Origin of the sequence: Pseudomonas brassicacearum subsp. brassicacearum, assembly GCF_008801605.1 — a bacterium.
Classification (GTDB): Bacteria; Pseudomonadota; Gammaproteobacteria; order Pseudomonadales; family Pseudomonadaceae; genus Aquipseudomonas; species Aquipseudomonas brassicacearum.
This window is the reverse complement of record NZ_VZPJ01000007.1, coordinates 108,542-134,852: the sequence shown is the minus strand read 5'-3', so window position 1 is coordinate 134,852 and position 26,311 is coordinate 108,542. Positions and strand designations below refer to the sequence as shown.

Here is a 26,311-nt window from a genome sequence, read left to right as displayed (position 1 = left end):
TCCCGTGACGCTCTGCGTCACATCCCAGAATCGGAACGCGGAGCGTCCCTGGCGGCATTCCCACGCGGAGCGTGGGAACGATCGACTGGAGTATGCCTGGCTATTCCTGGACCAATCCCCTCCCCCAATCCCCGCCTATACTTCTTTGCCAATCCCCCCGGGGCCTGCACTTCCAACAATAAAAAGCAGAGGTGGAACATGGTCTGGCAACAAGTCTACGATCCCTTCGGTAATGCGGTGCTGTCGACGCTCCTGGCGGCGGTTCCCGTGGTGGTGATGCTGGCGTCCCTGGCGTTCTTTCATGTCAAGGCACACCTGGCGGCGTTGATGGCCCTGGCCTCGGCCTTGCTGATCGCGATCTTCGCCTTCGGCATGCCCGCCGGCATGGCCGGTTCGGCGGCACTTTACGGCGCGGCCAACGGGCTGCTGCCCATTGGCTGGATCGTCCTCAACATCATTTTCCTGCACCGGCTGACCACCGAGAATGGCTCGTTCAAGGTCTTGCAGGATTCCCTCGCACGCATTACCGACGACCGACGCCTGCAATTGCTGCTGATCGCGTTTTGCTTCGGTGCGTTCTTCGAAGGCGCGGCGGGTTTCGGCACGCCGGTGGCGGTGACCGGGGCGATCCTGATCGGGCTGGGCTTCTCCCCCTTGGCCGCCTCGGGCCTGGCGCTGATCGCCAACACCGCGCCCGTGGCGTTCGGCGCCCTGGGTACGCCGATCATCACCCTGGCCAAGGTTACCGGGCTGGATGAAATGGAGTTGTCGATGATGGTCGGTCGGCAGTTGCCGTTTTTTTCGGTGATCGTGCCGTTCTGGTTGATCTGGGCGTTTGCCGGGTGGCGCAAGATGCTGGAGATCTGGCCGGCGATTCTGGTGGCCGGTGTCAGCTTCGCCATCCCGCAGTTCCTGGTGTCGAACTACCACGGGCCGATGCTGGTGGATGTGATTGCCGCGCTGATTTCCATGGCCTGCCTCACCGGCTTTCTAAAGGTCTGGAAACCGGCCACGGTGCACACGTCCGCAGCGTTGTCGGGACGGGTCGATGATTCGAAAATCGACGCCAGCGAAGATGAAAAACCGCAGGCCAGCGCCACCTTTTCCAGTGATGCGCGACCGGCTGTGCTGCGGGCCTGGATGCCATGGATCATCCTTACAGTCTTCGTGTTCGCCTGGGGCACCCAGAGTTTCAAGAACCTGTTCGATACCCGCCCGGCGCTGGACCCGCAGACCCAATCGGCCAAGCTCGACCCCCAAGGCAAGCCGATGCGTGAGGCCAACCCGATCTTCTCGCCCCTGGTGACCTTCGGCACCATCCACCAGCAGATCGAAAAAGTCCCGCCCGTGGTGCCCCAGCCTAAAACCGAGGAAGCGGTCTACAAGTTCAACTGGTTCACCGCCACCGGCAGCGGCATCTTCCTGGCGGCGATTCTCGGTGGCTTGCTGATGGGCTATTCCATCCCGCAACTGCTGCACCACTACCTGCGAACGCTCTGGGTGGTGCGCTACTCGCTGATTACCATCGTGGCGATGCTGGCCCTGGGGTTTCTCACGCGCTACTCAGGCCTGGACGCGACCATGGGCCTGGCCTTCGCCGCTACGGGCATTTTCTACCCCATGTTCGGCACCTTGCTGGGCTGGCTCGGCGTGGCGCTGACCGGTTCGGACACGGCGTCCAATGTGCTGTTCGGTGGTTTGCAACGGGTGACAGCGGAACAGTTGGGGATCAGCCCGGTGTTGATGGCTGCGGCCAACAGTTCCGGCGGGGTCATGGGCAAGATGGTCGACGCCCAGTCGATCGTGGTCGCCTCCACCGCCACCCGTTGGTACGGTCACGAAGGCGAGATCCTGCGCTACGTGTTTTTCCACTCGGTGGTGCTGGCGATTCTGGTGGGCGGGCTGGTGACGTTGCAGGCGTATGTGGCGCCGTTCAGTCATATGGTGGTGGGAGGACGCTAACAGGAATATTGATCGTTCCCAGGCTCCCGCGTGGGAATGCACCCACTGACGCTCTGCGTCACGCTTAACGGAACGCGGAGCGTGGGAACGATCAAAACAACGGTGTTACTGAACGTTTTTCAGCTTGACCACATCACCAGACACCGAGGTGGTGTAGCCGGTCAGGACCCAGGCCCAGAACCAGTTTTCCTGGACTTGGGTGTTGATCATGGCGTCGCCGCCCTTGGCCTTGATCGCCGCGTCCTGAGCACGCACGAAACGGTTGTTCTGGCGAATCGGGATCACGCCGAACAGCAGCAGGCCGGTGGCCTTGGCTTCGCTGTGGCCGACAACGGTGTATTGGCTGCTGTCGTATTGCTGGGTTTTCATCGGGGTGCCGGTGCAACCCGCCAGGGCCAGGCCGAACAGTGCGCAGGCGACAACTTTGCTGATGTGATTCATTGAATACTCCATGAGAAAACGCCCGGGATCCGTCTCTCGGGCGGCGCGTACTCTAACCGATCAGCAACAAATTGACATACGATAATCCGCCCTATTCAGCGCCTGGAAGGCTCATCGCAGAGCCATCCGTCAGTTGCGCCTCCAGCGAAGCAGGCCCTCGTCGATAACATGAAAACTGCGCCATGGAAGGCAGTTCTTGCCTTGACGGCCGATAGGTAACGGCCGGTCCCGTTGGAGGGTTTTATCATGATTGACCTGACTGTCTGGAACATTACCCTGCCCGTGCAAACGCCGGCGCAGGTCGTGGCGACCAAAGCCATGCCGACCCTGAAAAACAAGTACTTCGACAACAACGGCCAGCGGATCGTCTTCTGGGCGCCGGTCACTGGCTCCCATACCGGTAAAAGCGAATACCCGCGCTCGGAACTGCGGGAAACCGGCAAAGACGGAAAGCTGCGCAACTGGCGCTACAACAGCGGCACCAACACCCTCAAGGGCGAGCTGTCGGTGAACCAGGTGCCTTCCGAAGGCCGCGTGGTAGTGGCACAGATTCACGCCAAGGACGCGCCGACGCCGTTGTTGAAGCTGGTGTATCGCTACGAAAAGGGTACCGGCAATATCGACGTGGAATACCGGGTCAAGCCCAAGGACAAGAAGAGCCCGGTGATCTACACCGTGCCCAAGGTGCCGTTGAACAAATCCTTCTCGTACACGCTGCAAATGGACAAGCAAGGCCAGCTCTCGGTGCTGATCGGCAACAGTGGCAAACAGGTGAAGCTGGACAAGTCCTGGCAAGGCTACGACTTCTATTTCAAGGCCGGCGTCTACACCTTGGACAACAAAGGCTATTCCAACGAAGGCGGAAAAGTGACCTACACCAAACTGGACGTCAGCCACAAATGACTGACGCCCAGCCCTGCTTGTGCTTCAGGCCTTTGATGGCGCGCTAACCGCCTGCCGGCCGCTGAAGGAAAACAGGAAACAGGCGAACACCAGCAACGCGAAACCGGCCGGGAACAGCCAGATGCTTTTCCAATCGTGGCCGCCCTCCAGGACAAAGTGATCGGTCACCTGCCCCGCGACCCAGAAGCCGATCAGCATCCCCACGCCATAGGTCGCCAGGGTAATCAGGCCCTGAGCCGAACTGCGCAAATGCTTCGGCGCCTTGGCATCGGTGTAGATCTGCCCCGAGACAAAAAAGAAGTCATAACAGATGCCGTGCAGGGCAATGCCGGTGAACAGCATGAACGCCAGGTCGCCGTTATTGCCGTAGGCGAACAACAGGTAGCGCAGCGCCCACGCCAACATGCCCACCAACAGCGCCAGCTTGATGCCGAAGCGTTGGATGAACAGCGGCAACAGCAACATGAACAACACTTCCGAGACCTGCCCGATGGCCATCTTTGCCGTCGGGTTGGTCATGCCGGTTTCGGCCAGGAACGGGTTGGCATTCTGGTAATAGAAGGCCAAGGGAATGCAGATCAGGATCGAGGCGATGAAGAACACCAGGTAGCTGCGGTCCTTCAACAGACCCAATGCATCCAAGCCCAACAACTGCTTGATGCCGCCACCGCTCGCCTGCTCTTGGAACGGCGCCGTGGCCGGCAGCGTGAAACTGTAGAGCCCCAGGACCAGGGAAGCGATGGCCGCCATCAGGAAGGTATTGCGCAAACCGCCTGCAGAGATCGCTTCACGCGAATCCCAGGCGAACACAAAACTGATCACCACGCCCGCGACGATCCAGCCAATCGTGCCCCACACCCGGATGCGCGAGAACTCCAGCGCCGGGTCGCGCATTTGCCGGAACGCCACGGAATTGACCAGGGCCAGCGTCGGCATGTAGACCACCATGTACGCCAGCACATACGGGTAGAACACGCTGAAGTCCGCCGCCGAATACAGCTGATACAGCAACGCCGCGCCCAGCAGGTGCAACACCGCCAGGATCCGTTCGGCATTGAAGTAGCGGTCGGCGATCAGGCCGATGACAAACGGCGCAATGATCGCCCCCCACGACTGAGTGGAAAACGCCATGCCGATCTGCCCGCCGCTGGCGCCCAGCGTGCTGGAGAGAAAAGTCCCCAGGGTGACGAACCAGCCACCCCAGATAAAGAACTGCAGGAACATCATCACGCTGAGGCGTGCGTTCATCGTGGTCATGACAGTCACCGTTTTATTGTTGTTCTTGTGAAGAAAGAAAAAACGCACCGCTTTTGTTGCAAAGGGATTTACCTCCACTGTGGGAGCAAGGCTTGCCCGCGATGGCCGCGCCACGGTCTAACCGTTGAACCGCGTTTTCGTTCATCGCGGGCAAGCCTTGCTCCCACACTGGGTTTCCTCGCCACAGGTTTTTGGGTTGGGCCGGCTACCTCAACAGGCCCAGCAACCGCCGGTTGGAGTCTTCATCCGCCGTTACACCAGCAAAATCGTCGAAAGCCTTGCGCGTCTTGCTGATCATGTGCCGCTGGATGAACGCAGCGCCTTCTGCGGCGCCCTGTTGCGAATCCTTCAGGCAACACTCCCATTCCAGGACCGCCCAACCGCTAAAATCGTATTGGGTCAATTTGCTGAAGATCGATTTGAAATCGATCTGGCCATCGCCCAACGAACGGAACCGCCCGGGCCGATCGACCCAGCCCTGGTAACCGCCGTACACCCCGGAACGGGCGTCGGGGCGGAACTCGGCGTCCTTGACGTGGAACATGCGGATGCGCGCGTGGTAGCGATCGATGAAACCCAGGTAGTCCATCTGTTGCAGCAGCAGATGGCTGGGGTCATAGAGGATCGCCGCCCGCGGGTGATGATCGACGGCCTCCAGGAAGCGCTCGAACGAGGCCCCGTCGTGGAGGTCTTCGCCGGGGTGGATTTCGTAGCACAGGTCCACCCCCGCCGCGTCGAAGCAGTCGAGAATCGGCAACCAGCGCCGCGCCAGTTCGGCGAACCCTTGCTCCACCAGGCCTGTCGGACGTTGCGGCCATGGGTAGAGATACGGCCACAGCAGCGCGCCGGAAAACGTTGCATGAGCCTTCAGCCCCAACCGCTGGCTGGCGCGGGCGGCCAGCTTGAGTTGCTCGATCGCCCACTCGGTACGTGCCTGGGGCTGGCCGCGCAGATGGGCCGGGGCGAAGTCGTCGAACAGCGCGTCGAACGCCGGGTGCACCGCCACCAACTGGCCTTGCAGGTGCGTCGATAACTCGCTGATCTCGACACCGGCCTGGGCACAGGTGGCCTTGAGCTCGTCGCAATAATCCTGGCTCTCGGCGGCCCGGGCCAGGTCGATGTATTGGGTGCCCGACGTCGGTAGTTGAATGGCCTTGTAGCCTTGCGACGCCGCCCACTGGGCGATGTTGGCCAGGGTGTCGAACGGCGCTTCGGCGGACATGAATTGCGCCAGAAAAATGCCTGGGCCACGCAGGCCGCTCGGTGTCTTGTCGAGGGTATTCACAACAGGGATGCTCCGGTTTGCACGGCGGTCCACTTCGCGTCGCCACGGTGGTTGAGGATGGCGGCCTCGATAAATGCCATGCCACGCAAACCGGTCTCGATGCCGGGCACGCCAGGGACGTCAGGGCCTTCGACATGGTTGCGAATGGCCTGGGCGAAATCGCCGTAGAGGTTGGCCATGGCCTCCAGGTAGCCCTCGGGATGGCCGGCCGGCAGGCGCATCCGCCGCGTGGCCGCCGCGCACAGCCACGGCTGGCCGACACCGCTACGCAAGATGCGCAGGGGTTGGTCAAAGGCGCGATGGATCAGGCTCGCCGGTTCTTCCTGGCGCCACTCCAAGGCGCCCTTGTCGCCGTAGACGCGAATCTTCAGCGGGTTCTCTTCGCCAGTGCAGACCTGGCTTGCGATCAACGCGCCGCTGGCACCGCTCGCCATCTTGAACAGCATCGCGGCGTCGTCATCCAATTGTCGGCCCGGGACGTGCGTACCCAAGACGGCGCATAGCTGTTGGATAGGCTGGTCTGCGACGAACTCGGCCAGGGAAAACGCGTGGGTGCCGATGTCGCCGATGCAACCGCCCAGGCCGGACTGCCCGGGGTCATCACGCCACTCCGCCTGCTTATTACCCTGAGCGGCGACATCCTGGCTGAGCCAGCCTTGGGGGTACTCGACCAGCACTTTGCGCACCTGGCCGATCTCGCCCGAACGCACCATCTCCCGGGCCTGCCAAACCATGGGATAGCCCAGGTAGGTGTGGGCCAGGCCGTAGAGGCAACGGCTGCCTTGCAGCACGTCCCTGAGGGCCAGCAACTCGTTGAGGTCCAGCGCGGCGGGTTTCTCGCTGAACACATGGAAACCGGCTTTCAAGGCCTGGCTGGCGATAGGCGCATGGAGGTGATTGGGCGTGACGATCACCAGCAGTTCCATGCGCTGATCCAGAGGCAGCAGCGCTTCGGTGTCGAGCATCTGCTGCCAGTCGTGGTAGCAACGGGACGCTGGCAGGCCCAGGGCCGCGCCGGTCTGCCGAGTGTTGTGAGGATCGCGGCTGAATGCGCCGCAGACCAGTTCGAAACCGCCGTCCAGGCCCGCGGCCTGACGGTGGGCCTGGCCGATGAACGCGCCCTCTCCACCGCCGACGAAGCCCATTCTTATTTTCGGTGCTACAGGATTCATCGCGATTGTCTTCCTGTGAGGATGATGATGTAACCGGTTACATCATGGCGGAAATCTAGGCTCAGTTTTCCTGCGTGTCAAACCCCACGAGGTCACGCATGAACATTTGTGAGGCGCTCAACCTGCGGTAAGCTCCCCAACCGTAGCCCCTGCCCCCCGAGGTGATTTTGTCCAACATTCGTGAAGTGGCCCGGCTGGCCGGTGTGTCGGTGGCCACGGTGTCCAGAACCCTGAAATCGCCCGAACGGGTGCTTCCCGAGACGCGGGACAAGGTCAACGCGGCGGTGGAACAGGCCGGCTATCGACCCAACCTGATGGCGGTGCAATTTCGCTCCCGGCGCACCGGCAACCTGGTGATCCTGGTGCCGACCATCGCCAACACGTTTTTCGCCCGGGTCATCAGCGGCGCGCAGCAGGCCGCGCAGGCGGCGGGTTATCGATTGCTGCTGTGCGACACCCAGGGCCGCGCGCAGATCGAGCGGGAATTCGCCGCGCTGGTCTACGCCCACCAGGCCGACGGGGTGATCCAGTTGCGCGCCAGCGATCCTTTCGAATCGATGCCCGCAGGCGCTGAAAGCCTGCCGCTGGTCAACGCCTGCGAAGTGGTCAAGAACGCCCCCTACCCAACCATCAGCCTCGACAACCGGGCCGCCGCCCAGGCCATGACCGAGCACCTGATCGGCCTCGGCCATCGCCGCATCGGCATCATCAAGGGACCGCGCAGCAGCCCCTTGACCCTGGACCGCGTGGCCGGCTACCAGGATGCCCTGAGCCAGGCCGGTATCGCCGTCGACCCAAGCCTGATCTGCCATGGCGACTTCACCTTGAAGGCCGGTGATGACGGCGCCGGCGCGATGTTGGCGCTGGTCGACCGGCCCAGTGCGTTGTTCTGTGAAAACGACGAGATGGCCATCGGCGCACTCAGGCGCATCAAGCAAATGGGCCTGCGGGTGCCCGAGGATATTTCCCTGGTGGGGTTTGACGACATCCCGTTCGCCGCCTATTGCGACCCGCCCCTGACCACCATTGCACAACCTGCCGAAGCGTTTGGTCAAAAAGCGGTAGAGATGCTGATTGCCCTGATCGAGAAAAAGCCGATTGCCGAACGGCATGTGGTGTTGCCGTTTGAGTTGACGGTGCGAGGCAGTACGGCGCCCCTGGCATAACCACAAAAACCTCCTGACCACGGCTCGACTCGCCACCGCCCCCGTTTGAACTACAGTGGAAAGACTCTGCATACAGCCATAACAAGACGGAGAGGTCCCCATGCGAGTCAACAAGCGCTTCACCCTCCTGGCCGCCGCGGCAGCCCTGGTGGTCAGCACCACGGCCCAGGCAGCCCCGGTGTATATCAACATCCTGACGGGGGGCACCAGTGGGGTTTATTACCCGATCGGGGTCGGGCTGTCGCAGATCTACAGCAGTGGTATCCAGGACGCCAAGACATCGGTGCAAGCCACCAAGGCCTCGGTGGAAAACCTCAACCTGCTGCAAGCCGGTCGTGGCGAGCTGGCCCTGGCCCTGGGCGACTCGGTGGCGGATGCCAGGAACGGTGTGGAAGACGCCGGTTTCAAGGCACCGTTGACCAAACTGCGCGCCATCGCTGGCGCCTATCCCAATTACATCCAGATCGTCGCCAGCCAGGAGTCCGGCATCAAGACATTGGCCGACCTCAAGGGCAAGACCGTTTCCGTCGGCGCGGCAAAATCCGGCACCGAACTCAATGCCCGGGCGATCTTCAAGGCCGCAGGGCTGACCTACCAGGACATGAAGGTCCAGTACTTGCCGTTCGCCGAGTCGGTGGACTTGATCAAGAACCGCCAACTGGATGCCACACTGCAGTCCTCCGGCCTGGGGATGGCGGCCATTCGTGACCTGGCCTCGACCATGGCGCTGAGCTACGTATCGGTGCCCACCGATGTGGTGGAGAAAATCGCTAACCCGGCCTATCAAAGCGCAATGATTCCGGCCAACACCTACGACGGCCAGACCGACGCCGTACCGACCGTGGCCATCACCAACATCCTGGTCACCCGCGAGGACGTGCCGGATGAGGTGGCGTACCAGATGACCAAGCTGCTCTTCGAGAACCTCACTCGCCTGGGCACTTCCCATTCGGCGGCCAAGGACATCACCTTGAAAAACGCCGCGAAAAACCTGCCGATCGCACTCCACCCCGGTGCCGAGCGCTACTACAAGGAAGTGGGCGCGCTGTAACACCCTACGCATCAACGGCGCCCGTCGCCGTTGATGCATCGTGTTTTCGCCCCTTGAATGTGAACAGAAGGCAGGCACCTCATGAGTGAAGACCAGCACGGCATCGCCACGGACCCGCGGGACTGGCCCAAGACACTGTTTTACGTGGCCTTGCTGTTTTCAGTGTTCCAGATCGTCACCGCCGCGTTTTCTCCAGTCTCCAGCATCGTGCTGCGGGCGGTGCATGTCGGCTTCCTGCTGTGGGTGGTGTTCCTCAGCTACCCGGCCTATGGCAAGCAGCGTCCCTGGCAACCCCTGGCCTGGGTCCTGAGCCTGGGGAGCGTGGCGACGGCGCTCTATCAATGGGTGTTCGAAGCCGACCTGATCCAGCGCTCTGGCGACCTGACCACCGCCGACATGATCATCGGCGTGATCCTGATCGTGCTGGTCTTCGAAGCCGCCCGGCGGGTGATGGGCATCGCGCTGCCGATCATCTGCGGCCTGTTCCTGGCCTATGGCCTGTTCGGCGAATACCTGCCGGGGGATTTGGCCCATCGCGGCTATGGCGTCGATCAAATCATCAACCAACTGTCATTCGGCACCGAAGGCTTGTACGGCACGCCGACCTACGTGTCGGCCACCTATATCTTCCTGTTCATCCTGTTTGGCGCCTTCCTGGAAAAGGCCGGCATGATCAAGCTGTTCACCGATTTCGCCATGGGCCTGTTCGGCCACAAACTGGGCGGGCCGGCGAAAGTGGCGGTGGTGTCATCGGCGCTGATGGGCACCATCACCGGCTCAGGCATCGCCAACGTGGTTACCACCGGGCAATTCACCATCCCGTTGATGAAGCGCTTCGGCTACAAGGCCGCGTTTGCCGGCGGTGTGGAAGCGACTTCCAGCATGGGCAGCCAGATCATGCCGCCGGTAATGGGCGCGGTGGCCTTCATCATGGCCGAAACCATCAATGTGCCGTTCGTTGAAATCGCCAAGGCCGCATTGATACCCGCGTGCCTGTACTTCGGCTCGGTGTTCTGGATGGTTCACCTGGAAGCCAAACGCTCCGACCTCAAGGGCCTGCCCAAGGACCAGTGCCCCAGCGCCTGGGGCGCGGTCAAGGAAAACTGGTACTTGCTGATCCCGCTCGGGGTGTTGGTCTACCTGCTGTTTTCCGGACGCACACCGCTGTTTTCCGGCATGGTGGGCCTGGCATTGACAGCCATCGTGATTCTCGGCTCGGCGATCATTCTCAAGGTCTCGAACTATGCTTTGCGCTGTGCCTTCTGGATCGCCTTGGGGCTGCTGTGCGTCGGTTTTTTCCGGTTGGGCATCGGTGTCGTGTTCGCGGTGATCGGCGTGTTGGTGGTGGTCTGCTGGTTCATGCAAGGCACGCGGGAAACCCTGGTCATCTGCCTGCACGCGTTGGTAGATGGCGCGCGTCATGCCGTTCCAGTGGGGATCGCCTGCGCCTTGGTAGGCAGCATCATCGCCGTGGTCTCGCTGACCGGCGTGGCCTCCACTTTTGCCGGCTACATCCTCGCCATCGGCAGGGACAACCTGTTGCTGTCGCTGATCCTCACCATGCTCACTTGCCTGGTGCTGGGCATGGGCATCCCGACCATTCCCAACTACATCATCACCAGCTCGATCGCCGCGCCCGCCCTGCTGGAACTGGGCGTGCCGCTGATCGTGTCGCACATGTTCGTGTTCTATTTCGGCATCCTCGCCGACCTGACCCCACCGGTGGCGCTGGCCTGTTTCGCCGCCGCGCCCATTGCCCGGGAAAGTGGCCTGAAGATCAGCTTCTGGGCGGTGCGCATCGCCCTCGCCGGTTTCGTCATTCCGTTCATGGCGGTCTATAACCCGGCACTGATGCTCCAGGGCGACAACCTGTGGATGACCGCGTACATGCTGATCAAGACGTTGTTGGCCGTCGGGCTTTGGGGCATGGCGTCCACCGGCTATCTGCAACAGAAGATGCCGGTCTGGGAGCGCCTGTTGTGTTTTGCGGCTGGCGCGTTGCTGGTGGTGGCCCTGCCGCTGACCGACGAGATTGGCTTCGTGCTGGGTGGGCTGCTGATTTTCCAGCACATCTGGCGCTCGCGGCGTGCCGGACGGGCCTTGGCGTGATCGGGCTGTGTCTGGGCCTGTCCGGCGTGGTCTGGGCCCAGCTTCCCGTTGCCGATTTCACGCTGGCATGGAACCACACCATCGAAAAGATCCGCTGGGAGGAAGATTATCGCGTGACCGCACAAGGGTTGGTCCTGGGTGAAGCCAGGGTCAGAGGCAATGGCGCAGGCATGGAGATTCCCGAAAACGCCCGACTGGAAAATGGCAGTTGGCACTACCAACGCCAAATGCCGCCGCTGCAACCGCTGAAATTGGGTCGCACGCCCGAGGCCGGCGACTATCAGGTGTGCTTCGATGGCGCTTGCCGGCCGATGAGCCATTGGTTGGGGCCGCCGACAGAGGGCCAGCCGACCGTGGAGCTATGGAGTTGCGGACAATCCTGAACCCATCAGAGGATACTCACTGAACACACCCTTGTGACTAGGCCGTGGGAGCAAGGCTTGCCCGCGATACAGGCGACTCGATTTCTGAAAGACCGCATCGCCTGTATCGCGAGCAAGCTTTGCTCCCACAGTATCCTCGCCACAATGGAGAACCGCTCAATCAGGCAAACGTCGCCCCCCGTGTATTCACGAACAGCGAATACAGCGAATGGCTGCCGGCCATGAACAACCGATTGCCTTCCCGCCCTCCGAAGCAGACGTTGGGGCAGCGCTCCGGCAGGGAGATGTGCCCGATGGCTTTGCCTTCAGGGTTGAACACTCGCACACCGTCGAGTTTTTCCAGGTCGGCCTTGGGGTCGCCATTGCCGCCCCAACCGCACCAGAGGTTGCCGCTCTCGTCGCACTTGATTCCATCGATCGCCGCGTAATCCAGGCCTTCGATGTGCTTGCGCCGCTCCCCCAGCGTGCCATCGTCCTTGACCGTGATTGCCCAGATCAAGCGGTTGGGCTTGGCCCGGCCTTCGACCACGTAGAGGATTTTCTCGTCCGGGGAAAAACACAACCCGTTCGGCCCCGCCAGGTCGTCGATCACCCGGCTGACCTTGCCGGTTCCGCCGTCGATGCGATACACCGCGTGGGGCTGGGCGGGGGTGACTTTGTGTCCCTCGTAGTTGTTGCCGGTCTGGAACGGCGGGTCGGTGAACCAGACCGAGCCATCACGCTTGCACACGATGTCGTTGGGCGAGTTCAGCGGCTTGCCTTCGAAACTGTCCGCCAGCACGGTGATAGTGCCGTTGTGCTCGGTGCGAGTGATGCGTCGGCCTTCGCTGGCGGTGGTGGAGCCTTCGCACACCAGCAGCCGGCCCTGGCGATCGCGGCACATGCCGTTGGAGAAGTTGGAATTCTCGCGGTACACCGACAGGCTGCCGGTGATTTCATCCCAGCGCACGATGCGGTTGTTTGGAATGTCGCTGACCAGCAGGTAACGACCGTCACCGACCCACACCGGCCCTTCTGCCCAACGCAGACCGGTGGCGAGTTTCTCCACGCTGGCGTTGAAGATGCGCAAGTCCATGAAGCTGGGGTCAAGGATATTGATCAGCGGGTCCGGGTAACGCTGGCTCAAGGGTTCGGCCTGGGCGAGCCCTGGCAGATTGCCAAGGGCGGCGGCAGCGGCCGAGACCACCAGGGATTTTTTCAGGAATACCCGGCGGCCCTGATCGGCGGCGGTTGCAGATTGCGAAGCATCCATCGGTGCGTCTCCGTTAATTATTATTGGACGGGACGACAGTTTTACTACGTGATAAGACATCGTACAAGTATGTGAATCTGCTCTTGCGGACAGTCGATCAGGCCGGGTTCAGCGGTATACGAACGGTAAATGTCGTGCCGACTTGCGCCTCCGAGTGGACCTTGATGGTGCCCTGATGGGCCGATACGATCGCCGAAGCGATGTGCAGGCCAAGTCCGAGCCCAGCCGTGGAACCGTACTGCATTTCACCGCTGCACAGACTTCGGACCATTGGGTTGAAGATGTTGGCAATGGCCTCTTTCTCGATAGGCTTGCCCTGGTTGTTGATCGCAATCACGGCCATATCCTTTTCCACGCTCAACGAAACAGTCACCGGCGTGCCTTCGGCACCATGCTGGACGGCGTTGCCAATCAGGTTGGCAAATACTTGCTCCATGCGGGCGGGATCAAACCGCGCCTCCAGGGCACCGGTCGTTTCAAAGCGGATTTCGCTTTCCGGGTGATAGGCCCGCGCCTCCTCCACCATGCCTTCGCAGGCGGCCACCAGATCGCCGTTGAAACGCTGCACCGGAATGCCCGAGCCGAGTTGGGTACGGGTGAAATCCAGCAGATCGCCGACGATTTTGTTGGCCCGCTTGACGCTGGTGTAGATACGCGAAGTGATCTTGGTGGCCTTGGCGGGCAGGTCCCCCGCCCGCAGCAGCACTTCGGAACTCAGCAGGATCGCGCCCAAGGGGCTGCGCAGGTCATGCCCCAGAATCCCGAGAAAGATGTTGCGCGACGCATCCACCGCCCCCGAGTAACTGACGACGGACTCGGCCAAGGCCTGGTCCACGGCCTCGTTGAATCGAATCAGATCGTCCATGACCTGTTTGTGATCCAACTGCGTGTGCGGCATCCAGAGCATGAGCACGCTGGTGCGCAGGGCCCGGTATTCGGAGACCATTTGTTCCACGGTGAAACCCGAGGACTGGCGGATGACCGCATGGGTTTCGGCGGCGGTTTCGGCATCCGCCGTCGGGGCCTCCCCGTGGGACTTGGCAATTGCCTCCTTGCGCGTTTGCGAGGTGCGCAGGTCAGCAGCGATGGTGCGCAGCATCTGCTCGGCATGGTCGCGCAGGGCCACGGAATCCATGCCAATGGATGCGGGGGTGATGGTTTTGGCGAAGTCTTCCCACGCCTGAAGAATCGGCTCGATATTGTCGAGAATGAAATCGGCCAGGCGCATGAGTTTTTCCGCAAGAAGGGCGATGCTGTAAACGACACAGCGGCCAGGTTTGTTGTACAGCAAAGCACCGGATAATGTGCGTAATGCTGTTCATTTTGATATTCCGCTGTGTTTTTTTTGGGGGGTGTATATCCTTTTCTGCGGTAACGGCGGCTGGCGGTTCCGCCCTTACGGCGGGTTACTTTCGACTGGGCCGGCTTCCTGGCTTTTCGAAAGTGACCCGCCGTAAAGGCGGAACCCTAAGTAGCCGTTACCGCAGAAACGGATATACACGCCAAAGCAACTAAATACCGAGCGTACAGCCCTGCCGACCTTGTCCCTTGCACCCCACGAGGTAAAAACCTTACAGTCGTACGACAACCTATAACTAAAAACAGCCGATCCAGGACCTTTTGCCTTGGCGGCCGCCATAGAGACACCTGCCATGACTCGCCCCATCGCTGCACCTGACACCCCCACGCCGTTACCCCGCCACCTCGCGGCGCTCGTCCTGCTATGCATGGGCTGTGCCTTCGCCGGGAACCACGTCGCCGCGCGGGCCGCGTTCGATGACGGTGCCGGTGTGCTGCTGGCGATCTTGCTGCGCTCGGGCGGGACGCTGCTGGTGCTGGCTGCGATGGTGCTCTGGCAACGACAGAGCCTGCGCCTGCCGCCCGGTGCGTGGCGCTGGCAATTGGCACTGGGGCTGTTGATCGGCGCCCAGAGCCTGTGCCTGTACTCCGCCGTGGCGCGGGTTCCGGTGGCGTTGGCGCTGTTGGTGGGCAACGTGTTTCCGATCCTGCTGGCTTTGCTGACCTGGGCCCTGGGCGGGCCACGCCCGACGGCGCGCACCGCCGCGTTGATGGGCATGATCCTGGTGGGGCTGGTGTTCGTGCTGGAAGTGCCGGCGCGGTTATCGTCTGGGCAAGGCGTCGGCCCGCAATGGCTGCTGGGGGTGGGTTTGGCCTTTTGCGCTGCTTGCGCCTTTGCCTGCGCACTGTGGATCACCGATCACAAGTTGTCCCAGGTACGCGGCTCGGTCCGCAGCCTGCTGACGATCTTCATCGTCTTCAGCAGCGTCAACCTCGCCGGCCTGACCGGTGCCCTGCCCGGCGGTTTCGACCTGCCAGCCAGCAGCACCGGTTGGTTCGCCCTGGCGACCCTGGTGGTGCTCTACGGCACCGGCTTCACTGTGCTGTTCATTTCCGTGCCCCGCCTGGACATGCCGCGCAACGCCCCGGTGATGAACATCGAACCGCTGGCCACGCTGCTGATCGGCTGGCTGGTGCTGGACCAGATGCTCAACCCGGGCCAGGTGATGGGTGGCGCGATTGTGGTGACGGGCATCGTGCTGCTGACCTATCGCAAGGTCGAACGGGTCAAGGTGCCTGTGGCTGAAACGGCGAATTGAACCCACTGAACACAGTTGTGCCAGCCCGCAGATACTCTTCGCCTTCCTGAAACTTGTTTCAAAACCGACAGTCCTACCCCAGCCGTGAAAACCCCGCCGATCTGCAGCGACGGGTTTTCCAGCTGATCGGCGCCAAGCCTGGCGCTAAAGCACCTCCCCCTTCTTGAGCCGTTCGCCCCATGCGCCACCCTGTTCGCTCTTGCCGTTTCGTTTCGCTGTGCTTGCTTGCCCTGTTTCCCTTATTTGCCAGCCCCGCCCATGCCCGCGGCGAAAGGCAGCTGGTGGACGCCATCAACGATTTCCGCAGCCAGTCGCGCCGCTGTGAATGGCGCACGGTGCGTGCCACCCAGCCACTGGTACTGCGTTCGAGCCTGGGCTTGCCGATGGGCTTTCGCGGTGGCCTGCGGGAAACCTTGAAAGACGCCGGCTATCAAGCCCGGGCTGTGCGCAGCATCCGCCTGACCGATGCGCGGGACGCCGAAGAAGCCTTCGACATGTTGGCCGACGAACATTGCGCAGCGCTGCTGGACAACCAGTACGCCGACATCGGTGTCAATCGGGTCGGTGATGAATGGCGCGTGGTGCTGGCGCAGCCCATGGCTGGCACACGGATGAGCGACGCGGGTGCGTCGGACAAGTCGCTGCTGGCCCAGGTCAACGCCGCCAGGGCCAAGCCACGGATGTGCGGGCGCCAGCGCTTTGCGGCGGCCCGGCCGCTGAGCTGGAACGCCGCGTTGGGAACCGCCGCCCAAGGCCACAGCCGGTCGATGGCCCGCGAGAACTATTTCGCCCATCGCGATCCGGACGGTCGCTCCTCTTCCGATCGCGCCAAGAGCGCCGGCTTTCGCGGACATAAACTGGGCGAGAACATCGCCGCTGGTCAACGCTCGCCGAGCCAGGCCATGCAAGACTGGCTGGACAGCCCGGGGCACTGCGCCAACCTGATGAACCCGATGTTCACCCAGATGGGCGCAGCTTCCGCCAGCGACTCACGCAGTGATGCGGGGGTGTACTGGACGATGGTGCTTGGTGCACCGTGATGTGACGGACACCTTTGTGGCCAGGGAGCTATGGCAAATCTGCCGCCTCTCACGCCGGCCGACGAACCGCCCTCACCTTGCCACTGCCACCGCCGCCACAGAAAAACCGGTCGGCCCCGTCGGACTCCAGCCCCGACACACCGGTCCCGGGTGGCATCGTCACGCTTTCCAGCACTTGCGCCGTTTGCGGATCGATACGTCGCAGGTCGCTCTCGTCGTTTTCCCAGGTGCCGTGCCAAAGCTCTCCATCGACCCAGGTCACGCCCGTGACAAAGCGGTTGGATTCGATGGTGCGCAGGACCCTTCCGTCGGCGGGATCGATCTGCAGTATCTTGCGCGCCTTGTACTGACCGACCCAGAGCGATCCTTCGGCCCACGCCAGGCCGGAATCATCACCGCTGTTGGGGGCCGGAATCGTCGCCAATACCTGACCGGTGCGTGGATCGATCTTGCGGATGCTGTCGCCGGCAATCTGGAATAAATACTCACCGTCGAACGCCGTGCCCGCATTCGCCGGGACATCGAGCGAATGCACGGTCTGGCCACTGGCGGGATCGAGGGCATGCAACTTGTCGCCTGAAGCGAACCAGACGCGCTCGCCGTCATGGCTCACGCCATGCACGCAATCGACGCCCGGGAAAGGACCGTATTCACGCAGGATCTGTGCCTCTGAACGTTTCATCTCACTCGCCTCATCAGTGGGGTGTGACTGCAGCCTAATCCTCCGATGGCAGCGCAGTGAGTAACAATACCGTCGCGAATCCAGGCATCGGTGGCGCCAACCAGCGACGGGCCCTGGCGCGCCCGAACGACTGCGCCTTACCGGCGGCGGCCAGTGTCTCCAAGGCCCGTTGCACGCTACGCTGACTGATGTCCAGCGCCAGCGCCAGGGCTGAACTGGACCAGGCTTCACCGTCGGCCAGCAATGCCAGCACCGCTGCGTAGGGCTCCTCGACGACTCGCGCCAGCACCACGACCTCGTCGGCATGTCGCGGCACCAGGGTAAAACCGCGCTGGGTTGCCCTCACGTCAGCCAACGGACGAAGCGTGGCACGCAACCGCCCCATCTCGACCCGCAGCCGGGCGCGATGGGATTCATCCGTCAGTTTCAAGCCGAAGGCCTGGGTCATGAGCGTTTCCCTTGGCACGTCGCCAGGCCAGGCTTGAGCCAGCCCTCGCGCCAAGGCGAACAATACCGGACGCCGGGCAAGGCTGACCTGAATGCCGGCGCCGCTGATCCCATAGCGGCACGCGTCCACCACCAACGCCGGCCCGGCCAACAGCGCTTGCACTTCTTCCAGCAGGAGCAAGCGCTCCTGGCCTCGGGCGATCAGCCGCGCGGCGGGTGTGCGCAGTAGCCGCCAGGCGCTTTCAATTTCGGCGCTCAGCGCGCCGATTCCCGCTTGCCCTGCGGCTTGCCCGGCCCGTTCGAGGGCGGCGCGGGCGGCCTGTGTTTGCAACCGTCGCATGGCGATTCCCGCAGCCACTAACTCGCAAGCCGCCCGTGATGCCAAGGGCAGGCAGGCAAGCTCCAGGTCAACGAGCCTGCGTTCGGCCTCGTCGAGCCGACCGATCAACAGCAGCCGCCGGATTTCGATCGTGTGGGCGTGCGCAACGTTCGCCCGGTCGTCGTGGGTTTCGAGCACCGCCCGCGCGGCGTCGAGGCGCTTCATCGGCCAAGCCAGGTCACGGGACGCCAGGGCGATTTCGCCTTCGGCGACCACACAACGCGCCCGTGCCACGGCCTCCTTGGGCCCGAAGGCCGCGCCCGCCCGACGCATCAGGGCCCTGGCCCGAACCAGATCCCCCAACTGCGCCATGGCAATGCCGCGAAGCGCGAGGGCCGGGGCATCGTTGCGCAGCGCGACGCGATTGAGCGCAGCGACAGGGTCCCCCGCCGCCAGTGCTCGCGCCGCTGCGGTGATCAGAGGGTCAGCTGTCATCGGTCTTGGGGTCAGAGGCGGATGTCGGCAGCCGGCACCACGTCGATCCGCGATACCGCACTGCTCAGCCGCCCCAATCGGTTGTTGTGATTGGCGATGATCTGCTCAGCCGCCATGCTGCCGTTGTCCACCGTGGAGTGGGCATCGGCCGCCAAAACCACGTCGTACCCCAGGGCATGGGCTTGGCGCACGGTAGCGTTGACGCAATAGTCGGTTTGCAACCCGCAGACCACCAGGCGGTCGATGCCTCGGGCCTGCAACAACGGTTGCAGGTCGGTCTGGTAGAAGGCATCGGGGGTGGTCTTGCGCACCCGCAGGTCATCGGCAGCGGTCAGCAGGTCGTCGGCCAGTTGCCAGGCGGCAGAACCATACGTCAGCGAGCCTTCCAACTCTTCGTGCTGGATCAGGATCACCGTCAAGCCCAGGGCCCGGGTTTTGGCCGCCAGTTCGTTGATGGTCCGGATGATGCGCTGGCTGTCGAAGCATTCCTCTTCGCCTGAGCACAGCGCGTTCTGGACATCGATGATCAGCAATGCGGTGTTCATGACCTTCCCTCTTCAAACAATATCGCAGCCGCGCGATAACTCAATACCCCAGCGACAACCCAGTGTTGCGACGGGGGTCGTTGGCGCCATAGAAGCGGTTCTTGCCCACCGGTTTGCCACCCAATGACGGCGCACCGACCAGGATCGCGGCAATGTGGTTGGGGTCCTGCGGGCCGGCAAACTTGTGCCCCCAGCTCTCCAGCAGCTTGCGGGTATCCGGGCTGGCCGCAAAAGTCTCCAGGTTGGTTTCCTCCGGCATCCACTGTTGGTGGAAACGTGGGGCGTCGACAGCCTCCTGGAGGTTCATGCCGTAGTCGATCACATTGAGGATCGTCAGCAACGTCGCGGTGATGATCCGGCTGCCGCCCGGGGTACCCACCACCATGACCGTCTTGCCGTCCTTGGTGACAATGGTCGGGCTCATGGATGACAACGGCGCCTTGCCCGGCGCGATGGCGTTGGCTTCGCCCTGCACCAGGCCATACATGTTGGGCACGCCGACCTTGGCGGTGAAGTCGTCCATTTCATCATTGAGAATCACCCCGGTCTTGCTTGCCATGACACCGGCACCGAACCAGTCGTTCAGGGTGTAGGTGACCGAAACGGCATTGCCCCACTGGTCGACGATGGAGTAATGGGTGGTGTTGCTGCCCTCATGGGGCGCCACGCCGGGCTTGATCTTCTGCGAGTCGCCGGCCTTTTGCGGTTCAATCGCCGCCCGCAGTTTGGCGGCGTAGTTTTTATCCAGCAGATGGTCGATGGGGTTCTTCACGAAGTCCGGGTCCCCCAGGTAACTGTTGCGGTCCACGTAGGCGTGGCGCATGGCTTCGATCTGATAGTGCATGCCCTGGGCCGAATGGAATCCCAGGTCCTTCATCGGATAGCCGTCGAGGATGTTCATGATCTGGCACAGCACCACCCCGCCGGAACTGGGCGGCGGCGCCGAGATGATGTGGTAGCCGCGGTAGTCACACTCCACCGGGGCCAGCTCGCGGGTCTTGTATTTGTCCAGGTCGGCCTGGGTGATGATGCCTTTGTTGGCCTGGCTGGAGGTGACCAGGGCATCGGCGACCCAGCCCTTGTAGAAACCGTCGGCACCCTTGGCGGAGATTTCCCGCAGGGTCTTGGCGAGGTCTTTTTGTACCAGTTTCTGGCCGACCTGCATGGGCTCGCCGTTGTGCAGGAAGATCGCCCCGGAATCGCGCATGTCCTTCTTGAACACATCGGTGGCGGTTTCCAGCAGATCGACATCGCCCTGCTCCAGGGTAAAGCCTTCCTCGGCGAACCTGATGGCCGGAGCGATCAGCTCCGCCCGCGGTTTACTGCCGTATTTCTTCAACGCCAACTCCATGCCGGAGACGGTGCCGGGCACGCCCACGGCCAGGTGTCCGCGGGTGCTGAGGTCGGGGACGACGTTGCCATCCTTGTCCAAGTACATGTTGGCCGTGGCGGCCAGGGGCGCTTTTTCGCGGAAATCCAGGAACGTCTTGCGGCCATCGGCCATTTGCAGGGTCATGAAGCCACCCCCGCCCAGGTTACCCGCCGCCGGATACACCACCGCCAGGGCATACCCCACCGCCACCGCCGCATCCACGGCATTGCCGCCGCTCTTGAGCACATCGACACCCACGTGGGTCGCCAGGTGCTGGGCGGTGACCACCATGCCGTTCTCGGCGGCCACTGGCGCCTGGGAGGCGGCCTGGGCATACAAACAGCTGAGGGTCAGGGTGGTGGCAATGAGGGTCCGGGCAAAGGATTCGAACTTCATGAGTCGGCCTCTTCTTGTTTTAAAAAGTCGGGGATCGCATCAAGCAACTAGCTAGTATGGCCTGGTTTGCGTAATGCGCCTGTTCTCCCGTCCACCGGGTGACGCCACGGTAGCCTTTGAGATAGGCTCCTGCGGTTCATCTTGACTGCATAAGGACATCGCCGATGACGCTACGAATCGAACGCACGGACACGCCCACCGACGAAGAACGCCAAGCCATCCTCGCCCCGCTACGCGCCTATAACACCGCCAAGACCGGCGGGACGGTGCCTGAACTGGTGGCTTGGCTGGTGCGGGACGAACAGGATGAAATTGTCGGGGGGCTCTATGGCCGAGTGTTTTTCCGCTGGCTGTATATCGAGCTGCTGGTGGTGCCGGAACAGGCCCGGGGCCAGGGCACGGGCTCGACCCTGATGCAGATGGCCGAAGAACTGGCCCGGGAGAAAAACTGCGTGGGCATCTGGCTGGACACCTTCGACTTCCAGGCGCCGGAGTTCTACCGCAGGCACGGTTTCACCGAGTGCGGCCAGATTGACGACTACCCCCCGGGCCACCAGCGCTTCTTCTTCCAGAAACGCCTGACGCCTACAGATTGAAACGCAAACCCTGTGGGAGCGAGCTTGCTCGCGATCGGCCTATCTGCTTAAAGACACGTCGCCAACGCCGCCAACCGGCGCTTGGCCACGAAGTCGTCATGCTTGGCGTAATAACTCAACTCGGTGCCTGTCGCACCGTCATGCAGATCGACAAACGATTCGGCAGAGCGGGTGTAGACCGTCGAGCCGCCCTTCTTGCCCGGTTGCAGGTAGGCGCCGGCATCGACACCAAACACCGCTTCGTCCTGCCAGGAGAACTGCACACACTGGGCCACGACCTGTTCGGGTTTGTCCGAGGTCAGGGTCTTGTAAGGGGCCTGGGTCCGGGCCTCGTTCATCGCCGAACCCGCGCAGCCGGCCAGCAAGGTTGCGGCCAGGGCCACGGTCAACATTCGCATTGCGTTCACTCATCTAGAAAAAAACGGACTGTAGCACTGCGGCCCGGGCCTTCGTGCTGCTTTACTGAAATTTACACGGGACATCGGCCTGCGATTCGCGCACCCTGTCGCGCCATTGCCACCAGCCACGCGGAACACCCCATGACCCCCAACGCCGAATTCTACAAACCCACCGCCGAATACGCCGACAAACTGATCAGCCAGATCGGCCAGACACCGTCCTGGATCGCCAAGCGCCTCGGCGTCACCGACAAGCGGATTCGCTACATCCTCGACGGCGAACGCACCGTCAAGGGCGAAACCACGCCGATCCAGATGACCTACACCGAACAATTCGCCCTCGAATGCCTGGCGGCTGCGGCCAAGGCCAGCAAGAAGCAGTCTGCATCCCCCAAGGAGTGACCATGGCGGCAACCGAACAGCAACACGAACGAGCCCTGGAAAAATTCCTCGACGAGCGCCCCGAGCTGCGCGTCGAGCTGGACCACCTCAACCCGCTGCTGGCCCAGGCCAAGGGCGAGACTGCCGCGCAGTACCGCGCCGAGCGGTTGCATGAAGCCTTCGAAGCCGAGGCCGAGCGCCTGGGCCTGTTTGCCTGGGAACTGACCCTGCAACTGACCGCCGCTTCACCCCAGGACTACCAGGCCCAGCGCCTGGAAGTGCACAAGGAGGTGGCGGAGATGGCGGGGATGGAATGGGCGGAGTATTGCGAGTTGCATGGCCTCAAACTCCAGGACTGAGCACTTTCCCTGTGGCCTGTAGGAGCTGCCGAGCAGGAGCATTCTTTAAATGCCCCTGAACCAAACAGGTCTCGCCCCCTTCCCTGGCAATCGCCCCACCGCCCATAAAGCTTTATCATGGCCGCAGTTTTGCTGATCGGGTCTGTCATGAAGTTCGCCATCGCGCTGTTTTCCGCCGCCCATGCGCCCTCCTCGCGCCGTGCCCTGCTGTTTGCCGAGGCTGCGCTGGCGGGCGGGCATGAGATCGTGCGGCTGTTTTTCTATCAGGACGGCGTCTATAACGCCTGCGCCAGTGTCGTCACGCCCCAGGACGAACAGGACCTGCCCCGGCAATGGCGAACCTTTGTCAGCGACAACCAGCTCGACGGCGTGGTCTGCATCGCGGCGGCGTTGCGTCGTGGGGTGTTGAACGAGGAAGAGGCCCAGCGCTACCAGCGTTCGGCGGCCAGTGTCGAGGCGCCCTGGGCCTTGTCCGGGCTGGGCCAGTTGCACGATGCGATCCAGGACGCCGACCGTTTGATCTGCTTTGGAGGCGCGTGATGGCCAAGTCTTTATTGCTCATCAGCCGCCAGGCCCCATGGTCCGGCCCCGGCGCCCGTGAAGCGCTGGACATCGTCCTGGCCGGCGGTGCGTTCGACCTGCCGATCGGCCTGCTGTTTCTCGATGACGGGGTGTTCCAGCTCACCGCCAACCAAAACGCCAAGGCGGTCCAGCAAAAGGACCTGAGCGCCAACCTGCAGGCGTTGCCGATGTTCGGCGTCGAGGACCTGTTCCTCTGTGCCGACAGCGCCGCCGAACGAGGTATCGCCACCGATACCTTGGCGCTGGGCGACGTGAAAGCTCTGACCGCGCCGCAAATCGCCGCGCTCATTGACCGTTACGACCAGGTGATCACCCTCTGATGTCGACTTTGCATGTGTTGTCTCATTCGCCCTTCGGCGATAACCGCCTCGCCAGTTGCCTGCGGGTACTGGGCAATCAGGATGCGCTGCTGCTGTGCGGCGACGCGACGTACGCGTTGCAACCGGGCAGCCCACCGTTTGAGGTGCTGCAGGCCGCTGGGGTGAACCTGTTCGTGCTCGCCGAAGACCTCCAGGCCCGCGCCCTGGACACGCCAGACTGGGCCGAAGCCATCAACTACTCAGGTTTCGTCGAGCTGTCGATCGAGCACGACAAGGTCAACACCTGGCTATGAAGACGCTGAACGTGGGCGACCGCGCCATCGCGCTGGACAAGGACGGCTACCTGGCCGACCTTGACGACTGGTCGGCCGAGGTCGCCACGGCCCTGGCAACCGCCGAAGACATCGAGCTCGGCCCCGAACACTGGGAAATCCTCGAACTGCTGCGCGGCTTCTACAACGAATTCCAGCTCTCCCCCGCGACCCGGCCGCTGATCAAGTACACGGCACTGAAACTGGGCGCGGACAAAGGCAATAGCCTGCACCTGAACCGATTGTTCAAAGGCACTCCCGCCAAACTCGCCGCCAAGCTGGCGGGCCTGCCCAAACCGACGAATTGCTTATGACCGACTTCCCATCGCTGACCCTTGAGACCCCGGCCGAACACCCGTTCGCCCAGTTCGTGCGCATCCTTGGCAAAGGCAAGCGCGGTGCCCGCAACCTGACCCGCGAAGAAGCCCGCGAAGCCATGGGCCTGGTGCTCGACGAAAAGGTCGAGGACACCCAGCTTGGCGCCTTCCTGATGCTGCTGCGACACAAGGAAGAAAGTGCCGAGGAGATGGCCGGTTTCACCGAGGCCCTGCGTGAACGCCTGGTAGTCCCGGCGTTGGCGGTGGACCTCGACTGGCCGACCTACGCCGGCAAGAAACGCCATTTGCCGTGGTACCTGCTGGCGGCCAAGTGCCTTGGGCAGAACGGCGTGCGGATTTTCATGCACGGCGCCGGCGCTCATACGGCAGGTCGGCTCTACACCGAACAATTGCTGGGCTTGTTGCAGATCCCACTGTGCCGGGATTGGCAGCAGGTCGGCAGCGCGCTGGACAACGGCGGCCTGGCCTTCATGCCGCTGGTGGACTGGGCGCCGCAGATGCAGCGGATGATTGACCTGCGCAACACCCTGGGCCTGCGCTCGCCGATCCACTCCCTGGCACGCATCCTCAACCCGCTGGCCGCCCGGTGCGGCTTGCAAAGCATCTTCCACCCGGGCTATCAGGCCGTGCACCGCGATGCCAGCGGCTTGCTCGGTGATACCGCCATCGTCATCAAGGGCGACGGCGGCGAGATCGAAATCAACCCGGACGCCGACAGCCACTTGTACGGCACCACCGGCGGCGTCAGTTGGGACGAAGAATGGCCGCGATTGGCCGAGCAGCGCCACGTCAAACCGGAAAACCTCGATCCCGAGCACTTGAAGGCGATCTGGCGTGGCGACGTCGAGGACAGCTACCCACAACTGGCGCTGATCGCCACCATGGCCCTGGCCTTGCGTGGCCTGGGCCTGGCGCGCGAAGAAGCGTTCGACAAAGCCCGGCAGTATTGGGATGCCCGGGATCGTTCGATTTAACCGATCATTAGCGCCCAACCTTTGCGCTTTTACTCCGAACCTATCGGAATAGACTCGCCTCCAACGTTTATTGGCCGAGGAGATCGAGATGGGTTTGTTAGTCGAGGGCCGCTGGCAGGATCAGTGGTATGAAAGCAAGGACGGCACCTTCCAGCGCGAACAGGCGCAACGCCGTCACTGGGTGACTGCCGACGGCAGCGCCGGCCCTTCAGGCGACAGCGGTTTTGCCGCCGAGGCCGGGCGCTACCATTTGTACGTGTCCCTGGCCTGCCCCTGGGCGCACCGCACGCTGATCTTGCGCAAGCTCAAGGGCCTGGAAAACTTGATCGATGTGTCGGTGGTCAGCTACCTGATGTTGGAAAACGGCTGGACCTTCGACAAGACCCACGGCTCCACTGGCGACAAACTCGACAACCTGAGCTTCCTGCATCAGCGCTACACCGCCGACACGCCGGACTACACTGGCCGCGTTACCGTGCCGGTGCTGTGGGACAAACGCCAACAACGCATCGTCAACAATGAATCGGCGGAAATCATCCGCATGTTCAACAGTGCCTTCGACGACTTGACTGGCAACGACCTGGACCTGTATCCCGAACACCTGCGCCGCGATATCGACGCCTTGAACGAGCGGATCTACCCGGCGGTGAACAACGGTGTGTACCGTGCCGGATTCGCCACGACCCAAGCCGCGTATGAAGAAGCCTTCGACCGGCTATTTGCCGAACTGGATTGGCTGGAAGCGTTGCTGGCAACCCGCCGTTACCTGGCTGGCGAATACCTGACCGAGGCGGATATTCGCCTATTCACTACGATCATCCGCTTCGACGCGGTGTACTTCGGCCACTTCAAATGCAACCTGCGGCGCATCGCCGATTATCCGAACCTGTCGAACTGGCTGCGGGAGTTGTACCAGTGGCCAGGCATTGCCGAGACCGTGGATTTCACCCACATCCAAGGCCATTACTACGGCAGCCACAAGACCATCAACCCGAATGGGATCGTGCCCAAGGGGCCGAAGCAGGACCTTACGGTCGCCCATGATCGGGGAAGGTTGAGTGGGAAAGGGATTTGGCGTGGGGCTGGGGATTGAACCTGGGTTTTCGCTGTATTTGAGGGCCTCATCGCGAGCAAGCTCGCTCCCACATTGGACTGTA

Annotated in this window: 28 protein-coding genes; 17 read left to right on the top strand and 11 right to left on the bottom strand. The window is 62.4% G+C overall.

The annotated features are described in order from the left end of the window. The first annotated feature begins 198 nt into the window (after window positions 1-198). Window positions 199-1,962: an L-lactate permease gene (locus F7R20_RS17400; protein ID WP_003203255.1), complete on the top strand. Its 1,764-nt coding sequence runs from the start codon at window positions 199-201 to the stop codon at window positions 1,960-1,962. Between the two features lie 105 nt (window positions 1,963-2,067). Here F7R20_RS17400 and F7R20_RS17395 read toward each other — a convergent pair whose 3' ends face one another. Continuing rightward, window positions 2,068-2,403 (bottom strand): hypothetical protein, encoded by a 336-nt coding sequence (locus F7R20_RS17395; protein WP_003203257.1) that lies wholly within the window; start codon window positions 2,401-2,403, stop codon window positions 2,068-2,070. A gap of 246 nt (window positions 2,404-2,649) precedes the next feature. Here F7R20_RS17395 and F7R20_RS17390 point away from each other — a divergent pair, with 246 nt between their 5' ends. Then, a complete protein-coding gene (locus F7R20_RS17390) occupies window positions 2,650-3,306 on the top strand; it encodes a polysaccharide lyase family 7 protein (protein ID WP_003203260.1) in 657 nt (218 codons plus the stop codon). A 24-nt stretch (window positions 3,307-3,330) separates the two neighbouring features. On the opposite strand, the gene F7R20_RS17385 is transcribed toward F7R20_RS17390, so the two are convergent. The 3 genes from F7R20_RS17385 to F7R20_RS17375 form a co-directional block, all read right to left on the bottom strand. Beyond that, a complete protein-coding gene (locus tag F7R20_RS17385) occupies window positions 3,331-4,563 on the bottom strand; it encodes a nucleoside permease (RefSeq protein WP_013693690.1) in 1,233 nt (410 codons plus the stop codon). 205 nt (window positions 4,564-4,768) lie between these two features. Further along, window positions 4,769-5,848, bottom strand: coding sequence for a sugar phosphate isomerase/epimerase family protein (locus F7R20_RS17380; protein WP_003203264.1), 1,080 nt, complete (start codon window positions 5,846-5,848; stop codon window positions 4,769-4,771). Continuing rightward, window positions 5,845-7,020 carry a Gfo/Idh/MocA family protein gene (locus F7R20_RS17375; protein WP_003203266.1) on the bottom strand — a complete coding sequence of 392 codons (1,176 nt, stop codon included), beginning with the start codon at window positions 7,018-7,020 and terminating at the stop codon, window positions 5,845-5,847. Before F7R20_RS17375 ends, F7R20_RS17380 begins: the two co-directional genes overlap by 4 nt. A 167-nt stretch (window positions 7,021-7,187) precedes the next feature. On the opposite strand from F7R20_RS17375, the gene F7R20_RS17370 reads away from it, so the two are divergent. The 4 genes from F7R20_RS17370 to F7R20_RS17355 all read left to right on the top strand — a co-directional run bounded on the left by F7R20_RS17370 (window position 7,188) and on the right by F7R20_RS17355 (window position 11,729). After that, window positions 7,188-8,186 (top strand): LacI family DNA-binding transcriptional regulator, encoded by a 999-nt coding sequence (locus F7R20_RS17370; protein WP_003203268.1) that lies wholly within the window; start codon window positions 7,188-7,190, stop codon window positions 8,184-8,186. A 100-nt stretch (window positions 8,187-8,286) separates the two neighbouring features. Next, entirely contained in the window at window positions 8,287-9,237 is a 951-nt protein-coding gene (locus F7R20_RS17365; RefSeq protein WP_003203270.1) for a TAXI family TRAP transporter solute-binding subunit, read from the top strand. Window positions 9,238-9,318: 81 nt separating this feature from the next. Then, complete coding sequence (locus F7R20_RS17360) at window positions 9,319-11,346, top strand: TRAP transporter permease (RefSeq protein ID WP_003203272.1); 2,028 nt, start codon at window positions 9,319-9,321, stop codon at window positions 11,344-11,346. Further along, window positions 11,343-11,729 carry a DUF1850 domain-containing protein gene (locus tag F7R20_RS17355; protein WP_003203275.1) on the top strand — a complete coding sequence of 129 codons (387 nt, stop codon included), beginning with the start codon at window positions 11,343-11,345 and terminating at the stop codon, window positions 11,727-11,729. Before F7R20_RS17360 ends, F7R20_RS17355 begins: the two co-directional genes overlap by 4 nt. 160 nt (window positions 11,730-11,889) lie before the next feature. On the opposite strand, the gene F7R20_RS17345 is transcribed toward F7R20_RS17355, so the two are convergent. After that, window positions 11,890-12,981, bottom strand: coding sequence for an SMP-30/gluconolactonase/LRE family protein (locus tag F7R20_RS17345; protein WP_003203277.1), 1,092 nt, complete (start codon window positions 12,979-12,981; stop codon window positions 11,890-11,892). 97 nt (window positions 12,982-13,078) lie between these two features. After that, window positions 13,079-14,209 carry a sensor histidine kinase gene (locus tag F7R20_RS17340; protein ID WP_003203281.1) on the bottom strand — a complete coding sequence of 377 codons (1,131 nt, stop codon included), beginning with the start codon at window positions 14,207-14,209 and terminating at the stop codon, window positions 13,079-13,081. Window positions 14,210-14,633: 424 nt separating this feature from the next. Between F7R20_RS17340 and F7R20_RS17330 the strand changes: the two genes are divergently transcribed. Beyond that, a complete protein-coding gene (locus F7R20_RS17330) occupies window positions 14,634-15,599 on the top strand; it encodes an EamA family transporter (RefSeq protein ID WP_033028130.1) in 966 nt (321 codons plus the stop codon). Window positions 15,600-15,778: 179 nt separating this feature from the next. Then, window positions 15,779-16,639, top strand: coding sequence for a CAP domain-containing protein (locus F7R20_RS17325; RefSeq protein ID WP_003203289.1), 861 nt, complete (start codon window positions 15,779-15,781; stop codon window positions 16,637-16,639). A gap of 49 nt (window positions 16,640-16,688) precedes the next feature. Here the strand turns inward: F7R20_RS17325 and F7R20_RS17320 are convergent, their stop codons facing one another. The 4 genes from F7R20_RS17320 to ggt are packed head-to-tail and all read right to left on the bottom strand — an operon-like array spanning window position 16,689 to window position 20,895. Beyond that, on the bottom strand, window positions 16,689-17,321 hold the full coding sequence (locus F7R20_RS17320) for a Vgb family protein (RefSeq protein WP_003203291.1): 633 nt from the start codon (window positions 17,319-17,321) through the stop codon (window positions 16,689-16,691). A gap of 34 nt (window positions 17,322-17,355) precedes the next feature. After that, on the bottom strand, window positions 17,356-18,582 hold the full coding sequence (locus F7R20_RS17315; RefSeq protein WP_003203294.1) for a hypothetical protein: 1,227 nt from the start codon (window positions 18,580-18,582) through the stop codon (window positions 17,356-17,358). Between the two features lie 11 nt (window positions 18,583-18,593). Continuing rightward, a complete protein-coding gene (locus F7R20_RS17310) occupies window positions 18,594-19,127 on the bottom strand; it encodes a cysteine hydrolase family protein (protein WP_003203296.1) in 534 nt (177 codons plus the stop codon). 40 nt (window positions 19,128-19,167) lie between these two features. Next, window positions 19,168-20,895 carry a gamma-glutamyltransferase gene (ggt, locus tag F7R20_RS17305; protein ID WP_003203297.1) on the bottom strand — a complete coding sequence of 576 codons (1,728 nt, stop codon included), beginning with the start codon at window positions 20,893-20,895 and terminating at the stop codon, window positions 19,168-19,170. A 164-nt stretch (window positions 20,896-21,059) separates the two neighbouring features. Between ggt and F7R20_RS17300 the strand changes: the two genes are divergently transcribed. Then, on the top strand, window positions 21,060-21,491 hold the full coding sequence (locus tag F7R20_RS17300) for a GNAT family N-acetyltransferase (protein ID WP_003203299.1): 432 nt from the start codon (window positions 21,060-21,062) through the stop codon (window positions 21,489-21,491). Window positions 21,492-21,538: 47 nt separating this feature from the next. Here F7R20_RS17300 and F7R20_RS17295 read toward each other — a convergent pair whose 3' ends face one another. Beyond that, window positions 21,539-21,889, bottom strand: coding sequence for a hypothetical protein (locus F7R20_RS17295; protein ID WP_003203301.1), 351 nt, complete (start codon window positions 21,887-21,889; stop codon window positions 21,539-21,541). Window positions 21,890-22,030: 141 nt separating this feature from the next. Here F7R20_RS17295 and F7R20_RS17290 point away from each other — a divergent pair, with 141 nt between their 5' ends. The 8 genes from F7R20_RS17290 (at window position 22,031) to F7R20_RS17255 (ending at window position 26,247) form a co-directional block, all read left to right on the top strand. Further along, on the top strand, window positions 22,031-22,291 hold the full coding sequence (locus F7R20_RS17290; RefSeq protein ID WP_003203303.1) for a hypothetical protein: 261 nt from the start codon (window positions 22,031-22,033) through the stop codon (window positions 22,289-22,291). A 2-nt stretch (window positions 22,292-22,293) separates the two neighbouring features. Then, window positions 22,294-22,629 (top strand): DUF6388 family protein, encoded by a 336-nt coding sequence (locus tag F7R20_RS17285; RefSeq protein ID WP_003203305.1) that lies wholly within the window; start codon window positions 22,294-22,296, stop codon window positions 22,627-22,629. Window positions 22,630-22,776: 147 nt separating this feature from the next. Beyond that, window positions 22,777-23,169, top strand: coding sequence for a sulfurtransferase complex subunit TusD (gene tusD / locus F7R20_RS17280; RefSeq protein ID WP_003203307.1), 393 nt, complete (start codon window positions 22,777-22,779; stop codon window positions 23,167-23,169). After that, window positions 23,169-23,531, top strand: a complete 363-nt coding sequence (gene tusC, locus F7R20_RS17275) for a sulfurtransferase complex subunit TusC (protein WP_003203309.1) — start codon at window positions 23,169-23,171, stop codon at window positions 23,529-23,531. The genes tusD and tusC overlap by 1 nt, the downstream gene beginning before the upstream one ends. Continuing rightward, on the top strand, window positions 23,531-23,824 hold the full coding sequence (tusB, locus tag F7R20_RS17270) for a sulfurtransferase complex subunit TusB (protein WP_003203312.1): 294 nt from the start codon (window positions 23,531-23,533) through the stop codon (window positions 23,822-23,824). Before tusC ends, tusB begins: the two co-directional genes overlap by 1 nt. Continuing rightward, window positions 23,821-24,156: a TusE/DsrC/DsvC family sulfur relay protein gene (locus tag F7R20_RS17265; protein WP_003203314.1), complete on the top strand. Its 336-nt coding sequence runs from the start codon at window positions 23,821-23,823 to the stop codon at window positions 24,154-24,156. Before tusB ends, F7R20_RS17265 begins: the two co-directional genes overlap by 4 nt. Continuing rightward, entirely contained in the window at window positions 24,153-25,154 is a 1,002-nt protein-coding gene (locus tag F7R20_RS17260; protein ID WP_003203316.1) for a glycosyl transferase family protein, read from the top strand. The genes F7R20_RS17265 and F7R20_RS17260 overlap by 4 nt, the downstream gene beginning before the upstream one ends. A gap of 88 nt (window positions 25,155-25,242) precedes the next feature. Next, a complete protein-coding gene (locus F7R20_RS17255; protein ID WP_003203319.1) occupies window positions 25,243-26,247 on the top strand; it encodes a glutathione S-transferase family protein in 1,005 nt (334 codons plus the stop codon). Window positions 26,248-26,311: the final 64 nt, after the last annotated feature.

Coding starts and splice junctions, on each gene's coding strand:
- F7R20_RS17400 (WP_003203255.1), top strand. CDS start 199: ATGGTCTGGCAACAAGTCTACGATCCCTTCGGTAATGCGGTGCTGTCG.
- F7R20_RS17395 (WP_003203257.1), bottom strand. CDS start 2,403: ATGAATCACATCAGCAAAGTTGTCGCCTGCGCACTGTTCGGCCTGGCC.
- F7R20_RS17390 (WP_003203260.1), top strand. CDS start 2,650: ATGATTGACCTGACTGTCTGGAACATTACCCTGCCCGTGCAAACGCCG.
- F7R20_RS17385 (WP_013693690.1), bottom strand. CDS start 4,563: ATGACCACGATGAACGCACGCCTCAGCGTGATGATGTTCCTGCAGTTC.
- F7R20_RS17375 (WP_003203266.1), bottom strand. CDS start 7,020: ATGAATCCTGTAGCACCGAAAATAAGAATGGGCTTCGTCGGCGGTGGA.
- F7R20_RS17365 (WP_003203270.1), top strand. CDS start 8,287: ATGCGAGTCAACAAGCGCTTCACCCTCCTGGCCGCCGCGGCAGCCCTG.
- F7R20_RS17360 (WP_003203272.1), top strand. CDS start 9,319: ATGAGTGAAGACCAGCACGGCATCGCCACGGACCCGCGGGACTGGCCC.
- F7R20_RS17345 (WP_003203277.1), bottom strand. CDS start 12,981: ATGGATGCTTCGCAATCTGCAACCGCCGCCGATCAGGGCCGCCGGGTA.
- F7R20_RS17340 (WP_003203281.1), bottom strand. CDS start 14,209: ATGCGCCTGGCCGATTTCATTCTCGACAATATCGAGCCGATTCTTCAG.
- F7R20_RS17330 (WP_033028130.1), top strand. CDS start 14,634: ATGACTCGCCCCATCGCTGCACCTGACACCCCCACGCCGTTACCCCGC.
- F7R20_RS17325 (WP_003203289.1), top strand. CDS start 15,779: ATGCGCCACCCTGTTCGCTCTTGCCGTTTCGTTTCGCTGTGCTTGCTT.
- F7R20_RS17320 (WP_003203291.1), bottom strand. CDS start 17,321: ATGAAACGTTCAGAGGCACAGATCCTGCGTGAATACGGTCCTTTCCCG.
- F7R20_RS17315 (WP_003203294.1), bottom strand. CDS start 18,582: ATGACAGCTGACCCTCTGATCACCGCAGCGGCGCGAGCACTGGCGGCG.
- F7R20_RS17310 (WP_003203296.1), bottom strand. CDS start 19,127: ATGAACACCGCATTGCTGATCATCGATGTCCAGAACGCGCTGTGCTCA.
- ggt (WP_003203297.1), bottom strand. CDS start 20,895: ATGAAGTTCGAATCCTTTGCCCGGACCCTCATTGCCACCACCCTGACC.
- F7R20_RS17300 (WP_003203299.1), top strand. CDS start 21,060: ATGACGCTACGAATCGAACGCACGGACACGCCCACCGACGAAGAACGC.
- F7R20_RS17295 (WP_003203301.1), bottom strand. CDS start 21,889: ATGCGAATGTTGACCGTGGCCCTGGCCGCAACCTTGCTGGCCGGCTGC.
- F7R20_RS17290 (WP_003203303.1), top strand. CDS start 22,031: ATGACCCCCAACGCCGAATTCTACAAACCCACCGCCGAATACGCCGAC.
- F7R20_RS17285 (WP_003203305.1), top strand. CDS start 22,294: ATGGCGGCAACCGAACAGCAACACGAACGAGCCCTGGAAAAATTCCTC.
- tusD (WP_003203307.1), top strand. CDS start 22,777: ATGAAGTTCGCCATCGCGCTGTTTTCCGCCGCCCATGCGCCCTCCTCG.
- tusC (WP_003203309.1), top strand. CDS start 23,169: ATGGCCAAGTCTTTATTGCTCATCAGCCGCCAGGCCCCATGGTCCGGC.
- tusB (WP_003203312.1), top strand. CDS start 23,531: ATGTCGACTTTGCATGTGTTGTCTCATTCGCCCTTCGGCGATAACCGC.
- F7R20_RS17265 (WP_003203314.1), top strand. CDS start 23,821: ATGAAGACGCTGAACGTGGGCGACCGCGCCATCGCGCTGGACAAGGAC.
- F7R20_RS17260 (WP_003203316.1), top strand. CDS start 24,153: ATGACCGACTTCCCATCGCTGACCCTTGAGACCCCGGCCGAACACCCG.
- F7R20_RS17255 (WP_003203319.1), top strand. CDS start 25,243: ATGGGTTTGTTAGTCGAGGGCCGCTGGCAGGATCAGTGGTATGAAAGC.